Origin of the sequence: Paenibacillus sp. GD4, from assembly GCF_030846225.1 — a bacterium.
In the GTDB taxonomy this organism is placed as follows: Bacteria; Bacillota; Bacilli; order Paenibacillales; family NBRC-103111; genus Paenibacillus_G; species Paenibacillus_G silviterrae.
The window spans coordinates 929,383-944,720 of sequence record NZ_JAVCYK010000001.1; the positions used below are offsets into that span (position 1 = coordinate 929,383).

General features: G+C 57.9%; 15 protein-coding genes. 6 read left to right on the plus strand and 9 right to left on the minus strand.

Translation table 11 applies throughout. The features are described from left to right. Positions 1-46: 46 nt before the first annotated feature. The gene (locus RAC89_RS04345; RefSeq protein ID WP_284640853.1) at positions 47-661 is read right to left on the minus strand and encodes a DedA family protein; all 615 of its coding nucleotides are present in this window, start codon (positions 659-661) and stop codon (positions 47-49) included. A 167-nt stretch (positions 662-828) separates the two neighbouring features. On the opposite strand from RAC89_RS04345, the gene RAC89_RS04350 reads away from it, so the two are divergent. Then, complete coding sequence (locus RAC89_RS04350; protein ID WP_306612025.1) at positions 829-1,875, plus strand: YkvI family membrane protein; 1,047 nt, start codon at positions 829-831, stop codon at positions 1,873-1,875. On the opposite strand, the gene RAC89_RS04355 is transcribed toward RAC89_RS04350, so the two are convergent. Then, on the minus strand, positions 1,801-2,238 hold the full coding sequence (locus tag RAC89_RS04355; protein ID WP_284640857.1) for a hypothetical protein: 438 nt from the start codon (positions 2,236-2,238) through the stop codon (positions 1,801-1,803). The genes RAC89_RS04350 and RAC89_RS04355 overlap by 75 nt on opposite strands. A 27-nt stretch (positions 2,239-2,265) precedes the next feature. Further along, a complete protein-coding gene (locus tag RAC89_RS04360; RefSeq protein ID WP_306612027.1) occupies positions 2,266-2,514 on the minus strand; it encodes a hypothetical protein in 249 nt (82 codons plus the stop codon). Positions 2,515-2,601: 87 nt separating this feature from the next. Here RAC89_RS04360 and RAC89_RS04365 point away from each other — a divergent pair, with 87 nt between their 5' ends. Together RAC89_RS04365 and RAC89_RS04370 are read left to right on the plus strand one after the other, a co-directional pair. Next, positions 2,602-3,363, plus strand: coding sequence for a glucose 1-dehydrogenase (locus RAC89_RS04365; protein WP_306612028.1), 762 nt, complete (start codon positions 2,602-2,604; stop codon positions 3,361-3,363). Between the two features lie 21 nt (positions 3,364-3,384). Continuing rightward, the gene (locus RAC89_RS04370) at positions 3,385-4,311 is read left to right on the plus strand and encodes an EamA family transporter (protein ID WP_306612029.1); all 927 of its coding nucleotides are present in this window, start codon (positions 3,385-3,387) and stop codon (positions 4,309-4,311) included. A gap of 362 nt (positions 4,312-4,673) precedes the next feature. Here RAC89_RS04370 and RAC89_RS04375 read toward each other — a convergent pair whose 3' ends face one another. The 3 genes from RAC89_RS04375 to RAC89_RS04385 form a co-directional block, all read right to left on the minus strand. Beyond that, complete coding sequence (locus RAC89_RS04375) at positions 4,674-7,802, minus strand: AAA family ATPase (RefSeq protein WP_306612031.1); 3,129 nt, start codon at positions 7,800-7,802, stop codon at positions 4,674-4,676. A gap of 63 nt (positions 7,803-7,865) precedes the next feature. Beyond that, positions 7,866-9,143, minus strand: a complete 1,278-nt coding sequence (locus RAC89_RS04380; protein WP_306612033.1) for a metallophosphoesterase family protein — start codon at positions 9,141-9,143, stop codon at positions 7,866-7,868. Positions 9,144-9,161: 18 nt separating this feature from the next. After that, a complete protein-coding gene (locus RAC89_RS04385; protein ID WP_306612034.1) occupies positions 9,162-10,292 on the minus strand; it encodes a glycosyltransferase family 4 protein in 1,131 nt (376 codons plus the stop codon). Between the two features lie 164 nt (positions 10,293-10,456). Here RAC89_RS04385 and RAC89_RS04390 point away from each other — a divergent pair, with 164 nt between their 5' ends. Next, entirely contained in the window at positions 10,457-11,611 is a 1,155-nt protein-coding gene (locus RAC89_RS04390; RefSeq protein WP_306616041.1) for a GGDEF domain-containing protein, read from the plus strand. 86 nt (positions 11,612-11,697) lie between these two features. Here the strand turns inward: RAC89_RS04390 and RAC89_RS04395 are convergent, their stop codons facing one another. Next, positions 11,698-11,907 (minus strand): helix-turn-helix domain-containing protein, encoded by a 210-nt coding sequence (locus RAC89_RS04395; RefSeq protein WP_306612035.1) that lies wholly within the window; start codon positions 11,905-11,907, stop codon positions 11,698-11,700. 196 nt (positions 11,908-12,103) lie between these two features. Here RAC89_RS04395 and RAC89_RS04400 point away from each other — a divergent pair, with 196 nt between their 5' ends. After that, positions 12,104-12,499, plus strand: coding sequence for a helix-turn-helix domain-containing protein (locus RAC89_RS04400; protein WP_306612037.1), 396 nt, complete (start codon positions 12,104-12,106; stop codon positions 12,497-12,499). Positions 12,500-12,536: 37 nt separating this feature from the next. Here RAC89_RS04400 and RAC89_RS04405 read toward each other — a convergent pair whose 3' ends face one another. Both RAC89_RS04405 and queD read right to left on the minus strand, forming a co-directional pair. Continuing rightward, positions 12,537-13,226, minus strand: coding sequence for a 7-carboxy-7-deazaguanine synthase QueE (locus tag RAC89_RS04405; protein WP_306616042.1), 690 nt, complete (start codon positions 13,224-13,226; stop codon positions 12,537-12,539). Positions 13,227-13,228: 2 nt separating this feature from the next. Continuing rightward, positions 13,229-13,699 carry a 6-carboxytetrahydropterin synthase QueD gene (gene queD / locus RAC89_RS04410; protein ID WP_306616043.1) on the minus strand — a complete coding sequence of 157 codons (471 nt, stop codon included), beginning with the start codon at positions 13,697-13,699 and terminating at the stop codon, positions 13,229-13,231. 129 nt (positions 13,700-13,828) lie between these two features. Between queD and RAC89_RS04415 the strand changes: the two genes are divergently transcribed. Then, on the plus strand, positions 13,829-15,223 hold the full coding sequence (locus RAC89_RS04415; RefSeq protein ID WP_306612038.1) for an RsmF rRNA methyltransferase first C-terminal domain-containing protein: 1,395 nt from the start codon (positions 13,829-13,831) through the stop codon (positions 15,221-15,223). Positions 15,224-15,338 lie beyond the last annotated feature (115 nt).

The window sequence follows — 15,338 nt, forward strand, 5'->3', positions numbered from 1 at the left end:
AAAAGCCTTGGTTCCCCTCTAAGCGGGCCGCCAAGGCTTTGTTTTTTTACAGTTTAAAGTAGGTCCGTTTTTTGTGTCTACGCCACAGCAGATAGCCGATAATACCGATAACCAGAAGAATAATAGGAATACTAACGCCCATATATTGATGAATGACGTCAAGCACGATCGGTGCATTAATTCCGATAAAATGGCCCAAGGACAAAAAGGTAAGCACCCATACGAACGCTCCGCTGCCGGCAAACAAAAGATAACGCCAAAGCTTCACGTTGCTTACGCCCGCCAAGTAACAGGTGAAATGACGAAAGCCCGGCACGTAATACCCAAAGGCTACAGCCCACAGTCCGTATTTCTGAAACCATCCCTCTGCGATAAGCAGCCGCTGCGGAGTAAGCTTCACCCATTTGCCAAACCGGTACAGAAACGGCTTGCCGACCCGCTTGCCCAGCGTATAGCTGACCAGCATGCCGGTCATCGTTCCTGCGTAGCACACTAGAAATGAAGTGCTGTAAGATAACAAGGGATCCTCACCCGTTGTTAAAGAGCCGACTGTTGTCATCAATATTTCGTCGGGAACGGGAATGCCGACAATTCCAAGCGCCAAAAGGCAATATAAGGCAATATAACCATAATGCTCGATAAGCTGCAGAAGGTAATCCACTTGACACACTCCAGTTGAAATATGCGCCTATCCCCCCGCAGGAAAGACAAGCCCTCCTCATTGTAACAGAAACCTGACATTTTCCCAAGCAATATGTCATGACGGTTGTCCGAATCTCATACGCTGATAGTATACAAGCTGTGCGAAGGGAGACGTACGACGATTCTATGAAAAAATGGGGCAGCATCCTGCAGGTCAGCTTCACCTATATCGGCACAATTGTTGGAGCAGGCTTTGCTACGGGTCAGGAGATTTTACAGTTTTTTACAAGGTATGGCTGGATGGCCTCATTGACCATCGCCATCGTCACCTTCCTCTTTATTTGGCTCGGCACGAAGGTTATGCAGCTGTCGGCCGAGCTTGGGGCCACCTCCTATGAGGACATGAACCGCCTGCTTTTCGGGGAAAGGCTGGGCGTCTGGGTCAGCCATTTCATGCTGATCGTACTGTTCGGGGTCAGCACGGTCATGCTGGCCGGAGCCGGCTCCGTTTTTTCCGAGCAGCTGCAGATGTCCTACCAATTCGGTTTAGTATTTACCTTAGTACTTACGTACCTGCTTCTGATGAAGGGCATGGATGGGATCATGGCGATCAATACGATCGTAGTGCCCGTGATGATTGTGCTCACAGCCATTTTGGTCGGTTTAACGATGGACACGCCCGGCGCGGACAACTGGCTGCATCTCGAAAGCGACTACCCGCTTCTGCGGGTCTGGTTCGCTCCGCTGCTGTATTCCGCCTTTAACCTTTCGATGGCACAGGCTGTCCTGGTTCCGCTGGGAGCTAAGATGAAAGACCGCTCCGTCATCCTTTGGGGAGGCATATGGGGAGGCCTCAGCATCGGTCTGATGCTCTTCGCCGGACATTTTATTTTGTCCTCTCACATGCCGGGCATCGCGTCCTACCAAATTCCGCTCGGGGAAGTCGTGCTTCGTATGGGATCGAGCTTGCAGCTGTTATTCGTTTTCGTCATCTACAGCGAAATCTTCACGACGTTTCTGGCGGATGTATACGGATTGTCTCTGCAGATCGAACAGCGGACCAAGCTGTCAAGCAGCACCTCGATACTGCTGATTCTGCTTCTTAGCTACATGGTGAGTCAGATCGGCTTCAAGTCGCTGCTCTCCACCTTATACCCGCTATTCGGCATGTTCAGTATGGGCTGGCTGGTGATGCTCATCTGGTACAGGCGCCGGACGGTTACCCCGAGCTAGTGACATCGTCATTGCCAAACGGAGAACGATCATCAGCATCCCTAGGAAGCTGAAAATAACCCCGCACAGTAAATACGGGATGTGATATGGCGGAAAGCTGGCTGCATCCTGCAGTGCCTGCAGCAGGTTCATACCCAGCAGCAGTGTGCCTAATAGAAAGAGAGTCAAGACGGCGTAATCGAAAACCGTCCACTGAAGAAACATGTGGGCTTGCTTGGGCAAGGGGGAGTCAGCGGACTCTCCTTTTGCTTGTTGTGCTTCCGGCTTCACCGGAGCTTTATGCAGGAGCCAGGCCGTCCATACGGCAATCCCGGTCACGAGCAAACCGAGCAGAGCGCCGACGATGGCAAGCGCAGTAGGCATATTCAGGTCACCTCTAGAATAAAAATATCAGGTTAAACGGGCAAGGATCCATACCATCCATTGGAACAATAAAAACATGAGTACCGGTAAAACGTACCATGCATATTTCAACAAGCTGCCGTTCAGAAACGGAGCCGGGCGAAACATCCAGGAAATTCGTCTCCAGCCGGGGTCGGCATGAGGTACTGCCGGTTCGTTATCCGTATGGGAAGAGATCTTGGAGCGCCTCCAGCCGTCCCGGTACGTAAAGGTGCGCTTAGGGTCATGCTCAGCCAAACCGGTCCCTCCTTGGTCACTTGTATTCACCTTATAGTATTCGATATACTCTATGAAAAGCAATGGGTTACGGGAGGGAAACTAGAGATGCAAAAAGTAGCGGCGATTACCGGAGGTGCACAGGGGATTGGCAAGGCGGTTGCGCTCAAAATGGCGCAGGCGGGCTATGCCGTATCCTTAGCCGATACGGATGAGGAAGCCGGACGCGAATGCGTGGAACAAATTCGGCGTTCGGGCGGTGAAGGGATGTTCGTTAGAACGGATGTCGGCAGCGAGTCGGAGGCGCATCAATGGCTGGATGCGACCCTCCATGATTGGGGTCGGATCGATGTTCTGGTCAATAATGCCGGTATCAGCCGGAACGGTCCGATGCTGGAGCTTTCCTTGGCTGACTGGGACCGGGTGCTGGGCGTAAACCTTCGCGGAACCTTCGTCTGCTCTCAGAAGGCTGCAGCCGCCATGAAGACACAGCGCTCCGGCGTTATCATCAACATCGCTTCCACCCGAGCCTTGATGTCGGAGGCGAATACGGAAGCCTACTCCGCCTCCAAGGGCGGGATTCTGGCACTGACCCACGCCATGGCGGTAAGTCTTGGCCCCTATGGTATCCGAGTGAACGCCATCAGCCCGGGCTGGATTGAGACAAGAGACTGGCAGAAAGCCTCGAAGGCCGAGGTTCCTGTCCATTCGGAGCGGGACCGTCAGCAGCATCCTGCAGGCAGGGTCGGCCGTCCTGACGATATTGCCGGGGCTTGTCTGTATTTATGCGGAGAACACGCGGGCTTTATTACAGGTCAAAATCTCGTCATCGACGGCGGTATGACCGTTAAAATGATCTACGAAGAGTAATATACGGGAGGTACTTACAACATGTGGTTTGTCTTCGCTGCCGCCTCCGCCCTGAGCTTCGGGCTTCGCGGTATCTTGTACCAATGGACGTCCAAACGGCCGATTGACCGGAACGTCATGCTGCTTGGTGTGTATGTCTCCGGGATGCTGATCGCTCTGGCGGCCGGGATGGTTGTAAGGCAGCCTTGGACGGTAGAAGCTTGGCTGGGTGTACTGATGGGGCTCTTCTCCTATGTAGCCAACGCTTCCATGTACAAGGGCTTTGCCGTGGCCAGGGCTTCGCTGATTGCGATTTTTACCGCTCTCCCTCCTGTTGTCGTGGTTGTGCTGGCTTACTTGTTCTGGGGGGAAACGCTCAATTCGGTGCAGCTGTCCACCTTCCTGCTGATCGTGGCGGGAATCATTATGCTGAGGTACTCCAATGACTTGTCGCTTCGCAACCTGAAGGGAGCGCAATGGGGCCTGCTTACGATGCTGTTCTTCGCTCTGACGGACCTGACTTCCAAGCAAGCAACGCTGGCGGGGGCCTCTACGTTCCCCGCGCTCGTAACGATGTACGCAACGGGCTCGCTGCTGTTCGGTCTTTCCTGGTGGCTGGACCGCAGCCGCAAAGCGCGGATCGAGCTTGCGGCAGGAGCCTCCGAGGTGGCCGCAGCTTCTTCTGCCGAGAGTGAAAGCGTCAAGACGACAATCCCGGTCATGTGGCCTTCCCGCAAGTCGTTCCTGTGGGGAATGCTCGTGGGGATTACCAACATCTGCGGGATGATGTTCGCCTTGCCGGCCTTTCGTCTCGGTATCACCGGTCTCGTATCGGCCGTTCTTGCGATGAACGTGGTGATGGTGCTGCTGTACGCCCGGCTCGTGTTGAAGGAGAAGTTTACTCGCCTGGAGGTGGCGGGCCTCAGCTGCGCGATTCTGGGTATGGTGCTGCTTAGGCTTGCGGCCTGATATGTATGGTACTTTTGCGCGCGGACGGATTGCGCCAGGTTGGACTGGCGATTGAGCGCCAATTCTGCAAATAGGCAGCTTTTTTCCATTATTCCAAGCGAAATAAGCTCGATTTGTGCGATTGTGCAGCATGTAAAGACTGGTTCCTGGAGTTTCGTCGCCATCGGGCTGACAAAGCTGCTCTATAGCACAATTCCAGGGCCACGGGCATCGAGGCGGCAAGCTTTGCTGCCGATTCGCACAAATCTCTGCATTGTAACAGCTTTGCCCCCCTAAGGAAAGCAACAAAAACAGGCCTGCCGAAGGAAGAAGGAGCGGAAGCTTCCTTTTTTCATCGTCAGGCCTGTTTCCTATATAGATATTCACAGCTCGATAACCGTCTCCCTAGGGAAGAAGCGCACAAACCGGTCACGCACATGCTCATGGCAGGTGAAGAGCAATAGCTGGTGCCGTTCCGCCAGCTCTTGCAATAAGCGGAGGCTGTGCTCCAGACGTTCCTCGTCGAAATTGACGAAAATATCGTCCATCACCAGCGGCAGCTTGAGCCCGCTGGCGGCATACTCGTCCGCCAGTGCCAGACGAATGCACAGGTACATCTGCTCCGCCGTTCCCCGGCTGAGCCGGGCGGTTTCCACCAAGGCTCCTCCCGCCCTTTCGGCCAGCACCGTCTGCTCTCCTAGCGGCGCCACAATTCTCGTGAATCGTCCGCCCGTCATTCGTTCGAAATACCCCGACGCCCTCTGCATGACCGAGGGCTGCTTGTCCTGCTCATACAGCCGCTTTGCCTTCGAGATCAGCGCGGCACTCATGGCGTGGACCGCGTAGCGCTTTACTTGCTCCATCAGCTCCGACCTTCGTTCCTCCACCCGCTGCAGCTTGTCGGCATGATCGGCACCGTCCTCCAGCCGCTCCATCTCGTATTTCCTGCGGCCCCGCAGCTCCCTCAGCTCCTCCAGCCGCTGCGACAGGCGCGATGCCTCTTCGGCAGCCTCGCCGCCTCGCCGCTGAAGCTCGGCTTCATCGGAGACGGCCATCTCCTCCTCGAGCCGGCTCAGCTGCTCGTCCGTGAACCATGCCCGGATCGCCAGCAGCGTCTGCCGGCGCTCGGCCTGCAGCTGCTCCCGCCGCTTCGTCTGCCGCTCCGCATGGCGCAGCGCCTCCTCGCCGTCCGCGCCGGCCTCGGCGAACAGCTCCGCGAGCCGCGCGGCGACGCGGGCCTGCTGCGCCTCCAGCAGCGCGAGCTGCTCCAGCGCGGCGGCCCGCTCCAGCGCCGCCTCCTCGCTGCGCCGCCGCAGCTCCAGCTGGCGGCCGCACGGCCTGCCGGCGCTCCCGCGCGCCACGCCGGGGCCGCCGCGCGCGTCCGCGCCGAGCCGCCGCCACGGCCGCCTCGAAGCGCGCGGCCTGCTCGCGCCGCGGCCAGGCGCGCCCGCTGACGGCGGCGCCGCTGCGGCCGCCGCTGCGCGCCTGCTCCGCCAGCCGCAGCGGCTCCGGCGCCGCCTCGGCGCTGGCCGCCGCAGGCGACCGCCGCGCCCGCGCGACCACGCGGCCGCGGCGCTCCGCCAGCGCGGCGCCGGCGCTGGCGTGCCGCTCGCGGCGCACGGCCAGCGCCGCCTCGCGCGCGCGCAGCTCGGCGAGCCGCTCGGCGGCGGCGCGGCGGCCGGCGTGCGGCCGCGCCGGCGGCGAGCCGTGCGCCTCCAGCGCGTCGAGCCACGGCTCGATGCGCTCGGGCGGCGCGGCCAGCCGGCGCTGTCCCGCGGCTCGCGCCGCCCGCGCGGCGCCCAAGCGGCGGCGCCGAAGGGGGCGCCTGCCGCTTCCGCGCGGCGCGCCTGCTCGCCGGGCACGCCGCGGCCGGCCTGGGCGAGCTCCCGCCGTTGCGCCTCGAGCGGCTCCAGCCGGGCGCGCAGCTCTGCAAGCCGAGGCGGACCGCCGGCGCGGTGACGGCGGCGCGTCAGCAGGAGGCTGCCGCCGAGCAGCAGCACCAGCAGCGCAGCGGCAAGCCCCGGCTCGCCGACGAAGGCCACCGCCGCTGGCACAGCCATCGCCAGGACATACACCACGGCCCGCGAAGAGCCGGACAAGCCCGCTTCAATGCCCCCCGCCTCCTCGGCGTAACGCAGCTCCAGCTGTGCCTCCTTCCATTGATGATACCGTCTTCTCACCGAACGGACCTGGTGAAGCAGCTGCTCCCAATCCGCCGCCTCGTCCGAATCCGAACCGGAAGCGTCACCGCGCAGCTCCAGCTCATCCTGAAGACGCTCCTGATCGCGCTGCAGCTGCCGTTCCTCCTGCTGCCAGGCGCGCTGAGCCTCGCGCAGCTCCAGAGCCTGCTCCCTCAGCAGTACGAAGGAATCCAAGGAGGCGGCATCCGCCTCCTGCCATTCGGGACTAACGAGCCGAAGCAAGCACTCCAGCTCCTGCTCGCCGACCCTGAGCTCCGCTTCCGCCTCGGCCAGCTGCCGTTTCGTCTCCTCATAGACCGGCCGCTCCTCCAGCAGCGCTTCCAGCCTCGGCAGCTCCGCAAGCATCGTCCCATCCCGCTCCGTTTCAAGCTCCTCCATAAGGCGAGTCTTCTCGGCGGCTAACCGCTGCAGCTTATCCTGCTCGGCCGTCAACTGTGCCAGCTCGCCCTGGAGCGACTCCATCCGGCGCACCGCATCCTCCGGCAGCTCCGTTACGGCCTTCAGTCCGGCAAGCTCTTCCTCCGCATCGCGCAGCCGCAGCCATAGCGGCCTTGCCTTCAGGCATTTCTTCAGCCAATCCAGCTCATGCTGCTTTAAGCAGAGCTCCGCTTCACTTCGGACAATCTGCTCCTCCAGCTGCGACGCAGCCTCTCGAAGCCTGTCGTATTGCTCCGATAAGCTCATACTCTGGCGAAGCTCCCTTTGCGCCTGCTCCAGCCCTTCCAGCGACCGGTTCATCGCCGGCATCCGGCCCCGGGGCTTATACAGCTGCTCCAGCTCGGACGCCAGCTTCTTCTCCGCTTGGCGAATGGAAGAGCTGCCCACGCCAAGCCCCGCACTGTACAAATAAGCGCTCACCTCATCGCTATGCAGCGTACGGAGCTCCTGCAGCTCCGTCAGGCCGAAGGCGAACAAGCTGCGATACAGCTCCGCGCTCATGCCCCGGACCAGCTCCGCCAGCTCCCGTTCGCCTCCGATCCGTCCGTCCTCATAGATGACGCGAACCGTCCCTGACGCCGGACCCCGGCCGCGACCGCCGCCGGATGCCCCGTCCCAGCGTTCGACCCGGATGCGCTGCCCCTCCTCGTCAACCAGCGCAAGCGCACCGCCGTGCATACCGCCGAACGAGGGGGTATAACGGGTGGCCGAGCCCCTGGCCGGGAAGCCGAACAGCATCGCGCGGATAAAGCCGGTCAGCGTGCTCTTGCCCGCCTCATTGCGGCCGTAGATGAGCGTAACCTGAGAATCCGTCCGAAGCTCCCGCTCCCGGAGAGCGCCGAAGCCCTGAATTTCCATGCGTTCGATTTTCAACTATGCTCCTCCGTTCCTTACCGCGGTGCTCTTCGTATATCGAATCGTCCACCGGCACTATGCTTATCCGGTACCCCCCGATCCGTCCGCCTGCAGCAGCTCTACGGCCAGCTCCTCCGCCTCCTGCAGCCACACAGACAGCTCCTCCGGATTTACCGAAGCCAGCAAAGACCGAAGCGTCTGCTGCGTCAACAGCGGCTCGAGCGCCTCCTGCGCGAAGCCGGAGAGGCCGTCCGGGTCCTTGTGCAGCTCCTCCGCAAGCCGCAGCAAATCCCCGAGGAAGCCCGGTTCACCCCGCAAGCGCTCTTGATCCACCGGACTATGCGTCCGGTCCTCCACCGATACGATCCACATATCGCTTTGCAGCTGAAGACAGCGCCCCCTGAGATAGGCCGTCAGCTCTCCAAGGGCACCACCGCGTCGAAGCATTTCCTTGACCGGTCCGCGGCCTTCAAGTACTAGGCGAACCAAGACAGCCCGCTCACCGGCTTCCTCCCGAAGCCCCTCCAGACTTATCTCCAGCAGATCCTTTATATCCTGCTCCGTTGCCGCTGCTCCGGCATCGATCACGCTTTCCAGCCAGCGAACGTCATCCAGCGCCTCAAACCTCAGTCTCGTCTCCCCGGCACGGTCCACTTCCACGAGATAACAGCCGCGCGCTCCCGTTTCGCGGATATGTCTGCCTTGGGGATTGCCCGGATATACGATCCAAGGCCGTTCCTGAAGCACCGCTCGAGTATGTATGTGCCCTAGGGCCCAATAGTCCAGCCCGCTGCCTGCCAGCTCCGAGCGCCGGCAAGGCGCATAATTGTCATGCGCGGCATCCCCGTCCACGTTGGTATGAAGAAGCCCGATATGGTATAAGCCGTCCTCATAGCGGCGAAAGCCCAGGGACAGATTCTCCGTCACGGCAGCCTTTCCGAAGGAAATGCCCGAAATGCGGGCTACCGCTTCCCCCGCCCGGTTCCGCAGCACGACACTTTCCACTTGCTCGCAGCCGAAAACCTTGACCGTAGACGGCCAATCCAGCCTTGCGGCATGTCCCTCCAGCAGCGGATCGTGATTTCCGTGAATCAAAAAGGCGGGTATCCCATGCCCCGCCAGCGTCTGCATTGCCTGTTGAAATTGAAATTGCGCCTTCAGCGAGCGGTCCTTCAGGTCGTATACATCGCCGCTGATGAGCACGGCATCCGCCTGCTCCCGTACGGCCAACTCGACCAAACGCTCGAGAGCGAGGAAGGTCGAAGCCTTCACCCGCTCCCTGAGCTTCTCCGGCAGCCCCGTCAAGCCCCGGAACGGGCTGTCGAGATGCAGATCCGCCGCATGTATGAATCGAAGCATGCTCATCCCTCGCCCAACCTATGATTTCTTACGGTACGTACGGTACACATTGCGCAGCTGCTGAACGACCGTCGTCATAGAATAAGACTTCAGCGCCCGGTCCAGTGCGACTCTAGCCATATTGTATCTGTAGATCGGGTCGCCGATCACCTTCTCCAGGGCGGTCGCCAGCGCCTGGACATCGTCTACCGGCACCAGCAAACCGTTAGTTCCGTGCTCGATCTGCTCGGCGATCCCGCCCACATCGGTCCCGACCACCGCAAGGCCGCACAGCGACGCTTCGGCGAAAACCGATCCGAAGGCTTCCGCCCGCGACGGAAGCACGAAAACATCGAAGAACGGCATAAAGTCTTCCGGATGCAGCATGTATCCGTAGAAAATCGTATCTTCATAAATGCCGAGCTCCTGCGCAAGCTCCTCCAGGTTCGGCCGCATCGGTCCGTCACCGATCAGGTGCAGCACGAAGGTGTGACCGCGTCGCTTCAGCTCGGAGCAAGCCTTCAGCAGAATGTCCAGGCCCTTCGCCGGGACCAGACGGCATACCGTAATCAGCTGCGGCACCTGATTCTCATGATGCACGGGGCGGAAGCGTTTCTCGTCAAAGCCGTTGGGAATGACCCCGATCCGCTCCGGCTCCTGTACATAATCCGACAAATATTGCTTAAAGGAGTTGGAAACCGTAAACAGCTGATCCAGCCGGTCCTCCAGCTCCCGATAAATGGAGGTAAGGAACAAATGCTCCGGGCCGCCCTCTTGAATTTTTCCGTTCAGCATTAGCTCCCGTTCATAGCTGGAGTGAATCGTCATGAGCACCGGCGTATCCGGTAACAGCTGCTTCATGACGAGCGCAGCGATCGGATGATGGGCATGGATGAGATCGTACCGCTTCTTGATCCGCATCTTCGTCCACCATACGTAATCCTTATAGGTTTGAATATATTTATCTACTATCGGATGACCCGCATAAATCGTCCAATCGAATGTGGCGAAGGCGACCTCCTCCGTCCCCTTGCCGCGGATTCGCTTCGGAAGCGAGAACAGCTCCATCTCCCAGCCTCGTTTATTAAATCGATCCAGCATAAAAGGAACCATGGATGAAACTCCGCCCGGCTGCTCCGGCGGAAAAAATAGTGCCTGAAGTATTTGCATGATACCCTCCCGGATGTTTTGCGGACAAAAAAATGACAACTGCCGCCACTCTATCATCCTATCAGTTTCACTGTATTCCGACAAGATCAGACTTCACCAAACGAATATATGTTTGCTATAATGATAGAGTAACACACCCCGAGGACGGAGGCTTTTTCCATTTGATGACGCTTACTGATGTTACTCTCAGTACTATAATATTCGGTCCGCTCGGAGCGGTGATGATCCGCTGCATGATGATCTCCATTTTGCTGATGAGCCTGCTGGTCTCGTTTCGGCTGCTTGTATCCCGCAGGAAAATCGGCTACTTCTCCATTGCGCTGGCGCTCTGCCTCGTACTGATCCAGTACGGGCAGCTGCTCGGGCAAGCCTTCAGCACGGAGTCCGGCGAAACCGGCATCTACATAGAGCTGCTCTTGAAGCTGCTGTCCTTCGCCATGATCAATATCGGCATCTATCAGCTGTATAACGCTACGCGCAAACGGGATTTCATCATTTTCGGGCTGTTTCTCTCCTCCACGATTGCCATTTCCATGACGTACTGGTATGTACCCGTGTGGCTTGAGGGCAGCGGAGCACAGCTGAGCCTGATCCGGACGCTCGGTCCGGAGCTGTATTTGTTTCTGCTCATCTTCCTCAGCTTCATGCTGGTCAACCCGCGCATCGGCCAGAACGGGAAATTTCAGATGATGCTGACGATTTATTTTGCCGCTCATATGATTCATGTCGCGAATGTATATTTGTTCGGAGGCACGCAGGCCGGGCTTACGCTGCTCGAGCTTGTGGTGCCGGTATTCTTCTACATTGTGCTGTTCCTGTTCATTGTGGAAAGGGTCATCGAAATCATGCAGGCCATCTACAATTCGTCGATTACCGACGGATTGACCAAGCTGTATAACCGCAAATACTTTTATAAACGGGTCAGCCAATATGTTCTTCAGAAAATACCGGTGTCCGTCCTGTTCAGCGATATCGACAACTTCAAAAAGCTCAATGACACGAAGGGGCACGCTATGGGCGATCAGGTGTTGAAGCAGGTAGCCCAGATTATCCGGGAGGAAGCGGAGGAGATCGGCGTTTGCGGAAGGTACGGCGGTGAGGAGATGGTTGTGCTTGTAACTGACGTTGAAGTGGACGCGGGAGAGCTTGCGGAACGAATACGGGCACGAGTGGAGTCGGAAACGATCGTAACGGTGAGCATGGGACTAGCCGCTTACCATAAGGGTGTCTCGACGGAGCAGCTGATCAAGGAAGCCGATGAGGCCATGTATCAGGCCAAAACGACCGGCAAGAACAAGGTCATTTTATTTTCCGCGTAAAAGTAAAAATGGGGATCGACAACGGCAAAGCGGACTTCATGCAGCGGATGCGTATGAAAGTCCGCTTCTTTGTACCGCGACCCGCGCTATTCGATAAGAAACAGCTCATCCATCGGTTGCTCCAGCAGATCACTGATTTTCTTGGCGGTACCCGGGCCGACGGGCTTCACCGATCGCTCCAGCAAGCTGATATAAGCATAGCTTAGCCCTGTCTGTACGGCCAAATCACGCTGTGTCATCCCCTTGGCGATGCGTGCCCGTATTATGGCGTTCGTTTTGGCCCTAATTTTCACCATCCCGCTCCCACCCTTCCCAACATCTACCATGATTATAGCAATCTCATTTTACTAGTGCAACCATTTTTGTTTACATTTGTATTTGACAATTCACATTGCGATTACGATAGTTTACTGCTATTATATTATCGTTATCCTAAATTTACCAAAGGCCTTGAACATGGATGATACTATACTTCTATGACGGGTGGTACGGATGTACTTTTACGAGCAGCTTCGGGACCTGAGGAAGGAAAAGGGCTTTACGATCCGCGAGCTGGCGGACCGCTCCGGCGTTTCCGCAGCCTACATCTCCCAGCTGGAGAACGGCAATCGAGGCGTGCCCTCGCCCGAGGTATTGATGAAGCTTTCGGAAGGGCTGCATATCCCCTATACGGAGCTGATGAAGGCGGCGGGCTATCTGGAGCCGGGCACACCGGAGTCTAAGGAAGGCTATACGAAGCCACGTGTGAATCTGAGGCGATTTTTGCAGGAAAATGATCTGAGCTTTGACGGGATGGATTTATCCGAGGAAGATAAAGAGTGGATCGAGCGGATGCTGACGGCACTGTTCTGGCGGGAGAAGCAAAAAGGAAAAAAGCCTGATTCCTGAAAGGGGAACCCCTTCGGAGATCAGGCTTTCGCTTTCCTTAGACCCCTCTAGCTGCCGGGTCCCAGATGATCTTATGCAGCTGCATATTAAGCTTTACATGGGTCAAGCTGTGCTCCAGCATGAGCCTCACCAGCTTTTCCGGCGGCATCGTTTCCCATACGGGACTAAAGAGCGGCAGCGCCTTGGTCGGATGCTTTTCCAGCAGCTCCTTGGCCGTGAAGAAATCGCGTTCGCTGCCGATGACGAATTTCAGCTCGTCCTGCGGCCGCAGCAAGGGCAGATTGGAGAGGAGCATCTGCTCCATCTCTCCTGAATCCGGGAGCTTAAAGTCCATAATATAGCGAACGATTGGATGTTGAATTTTCTCGAGGAAGGACGCCAGGTCGACCGCGCCATTCGTCTCGATGTGAAGGTCGGTCAGCTTCCCCGTCGCAACGAGCGCCTCGATTAAAGCGGCCGAACGATCTCCGTACAGAAGCGGCTCTCCGCCGGTCAGGCACACATGCGTGGACCGGTACTTCCTTACTTCCTCTACGATCTCCCCGATCGTCAGCACCATCTCCGCTTCCCCGGGCGGGTAGCTGTATTTGGTATCGCACCAGGTACAGCGAAGATTACAGCCGAACAAACGGACGAAAATGGTCGGGAAGCCGGCCCGCGTGCCTTCCCCCTCCACCGTCTCGAAAATCTCTACCATCGGCAGCTTGATGCTGAGCGGATTCACCATGCTTATCCCTCTCCCATCATGGATGCCGTTACGGCTGCGTAGCTCGTAGGAGTTTCCCACAGCCGTACCTCCTCCAGGCGGATGGCGGGAAACAGCCCCTCGTCCTTCAGAGCCGCCTCCAGCTGCTCGTACATCCAAACCACCATATTCTCGGCGGTGGTATTCATCGGCGGCAGTACCTCGTTCAAATATCGATGGTCCAGCCGGTCGATGACCCGCTCTTTGGCAATCCTCTTGATATCGGCAAAATCGATGGTGATGCCCCGCTCATCCACCTTGCCTCTCATCACAACCTGCAGCTTGTACGTATGTCCGTGCAGGCTTTGGCACTTCCCTTCGTAGCAATGAAGATGATGCGCGCTGTCGAAGGTAAATTCCTTGGATACCAGCACATCGCGGTCGTGGTATCTCAGCTGGTTTTTCTGTATATCAACGCCTAAGGCTTGCACCTTCCTAGGAATTTCATAGCTCATTGTCATTCACCTCTCCCCCAAAAAACACACACCATTATAGCACGGCGCTCTCGCTTCTCACAATAACATCTATTGAGTATAATATCATTTATAACATTAGATGAGGAAGCTAAAGGAGTCGGACAAGTCTTGCACAGTACGAATGAGGTTACGCAGATTACGCTGCCGCAGGCATATCAGGAACAAATGCGAAGGCTTCTCGGCGGGGAGTCGGACGCGTTTCTGGCGACATATGGGCATCCCAGAACGCAGGGGCTTCGGCTGAACCCGTTAAAATCTGCTGAAGCGGCAGTGGAGCTAATGAAGGAACGGTTCGGACTCGAGCCGGTGCCCTGGTGCGAGAACGGCTATTATTACGAGGAGGAGAGCCGACCCGGCAAGCACCCTTATCATGCCGGCGGGCTGTATTATATTCAAGAGCCGTCCGCCATGTCGGCGGTAGAGCTGCTGAGCCCTCAGCCCGGCGAGCTTGTGCTGGATCTGGCTGGCGCCCCCGGAGGCAAATCAACGCAGATCGGCGGCAAGCTGCGCGGCGAGGGGCTGTTAATCGCTAATGAGATCCATCCCGTCCGTGCAAAAAGCTTAGCGGAAAATATCGAACGGATGGGCATTGCGAATGCGGTTGTTGTGAATGCCGCCCCTGACCAGCTGGCTGAGCGCTTCCCTTCGTTCTTCGACCGGATCATGGTCGACGCGCCCTGCTCAGGGGAAGGCATGTTTCGTAAGGACCCGGAGGCGATACAAGAATGGTCGCCGGAGCATGTCGCGATGTGCGCCGCACGGCAGCTGGACATTTTACCTGCTGCAATAACCATGCTCAAGCCCGGCGGGAGGCTCGGCTACTCCACCTGTACGTTTAATGAGCAGGAGAACGAGCAGGTCATCGAGGCTCTCCTTAAGCAATTTCCGCAGCTGGTGCTGGAGCGGACCGAACGAATATGGCCTCATGTTCACCGGGGCGAGGGGCATTTCGTTGCCGTATTGCGGCTTGCGGGTGAACCGCCGGAAGTGATCCCTGCCGATGAAGGAAAGGAACGTCCTGCTCGGGGGAAACGAGGGGCTGCGCGGCCGGAGGAAGCGGCCATGAAGCTGTTTCAGGCTTTCGCGGAAGCCTGCTTAAGTAAGGAATTCTCCCTTGCGGCAGGCGAGCCGCTGCTGTTCGGCGATCAGCTGTACTGGCTGCCTGCGCCGGCCGGCAGCGGCTTCGGGGCTGCTTCTTTGAAGGGACTTAAGGTGCTGAGGCCCGGACTGCATTTGGCCGAGGTGAAGAAGGATCGCATTGAGCCTGCACATGCACTAGCGCTCAGTCTTCATTCCGCCTCCAGCCTCGCCAAGCAGGTTCTGCCCTTGCGGGAAAGCTCTCCTGAGACGACGCAGTACCTGCGGGGAGAGCAGCTCGAGAGCGGTAAGCAGGGACAAGGCTGGATCATCGTCGCCGTCGATGATGTACCGCTCGGCTGGGGAAAGCAAACAGGGACCCAGGTGAAAAATCATTATCCGAAGGGCTTGCGCCGAATGAGCTGATCCCGATAGGCAGCTGTCAGCATGTCCGATTGTGGTTTAACGGATTTTGAGGGATTTATTTCGTTGAAAAACCAAGAAGGCTTAGACATAACGGTTTGTCAGGGCGCTATTTATA

Bases quoted from the DNA above. Each gene is read 5' to 3' on its own strand.
- RAC89_RS04395 (WP_306612035.1), bottom strand. From the start codon at position 11,907: ATGGTGAAAATTAGGGCCAAAACGAACGCCATAATACGGGCACGCATC.
- RAC89_RS04370 (WP_306612029.1), top strand. From the start codon at position 3,385: ATGTGGTTTGTCTTCGCTGCCGCCTCCGCCCTGAGCTTCGGGCTTCGC.
- RAC89_RS04405 (WP_306616042.1), bottom strand. From the start codon at position 13,226: ATGGTGAATCCGCTCAGCATCAAGCTGCCGATGGTAGAGATTTTCGAG.
- RAC89_RS04355 (WP_284640857.1), bottom strand. From the start codon at position 2,238: ATGCCTACTGCGCTTGCCATCGTCGGCGCTCTGCTCGGTTTGCTCGTG.
- RAC89_RS04400 (WP_306612037.1), top strand. From the start codon at position 12,104: ATGTACTTTTACGAGCAGCTTCGGGACCTGAGGAAGGAAAAGGGCTTT.
- queD (WP_306616043.1), bottom strand. From the start codon at position 13,699: ATGAGCTATGAAATTCCTAGGAAGGTGCAAGCCTTAGGCGTTGATATA.
- RAC89_RS04385 (WP_306612034.1), bottom strand. From the start codon at position 10,292: ATGCAAATACTTCAGGCACTATTTTTTCCGCCGGAGCAGCCGGGCGGA.
- RAC89_RS04365 (WP_306612028.1), top strand. From the start codon at position 2,602: ATGCAAAAAGTAGCGGCGATTACCGGAGGTGCACAGGGGATTGGCAAG.
- RAC89_RS04380 (WP_306612033.1), bottom strand. From the start codon at position 9,143: ATGCTTCGATTCATACATGCGGCGGATCTGCATCTCGACAGCCCGTTC.
- RAC89_RS04390 (WP_306616041.1), top strand. From the start codon at position 10,457: ATGACGCTTACTGATGTTACTCTCAGTACTATAATATTCGGTCCGCTC.
- RAC89_RS04350 (WP_306612025.1), top strand. From the start codon at position 829: ATGAAAAAATGGGGCAGCATCCTGCAGGTCAGCTTCACCTATATCGGC.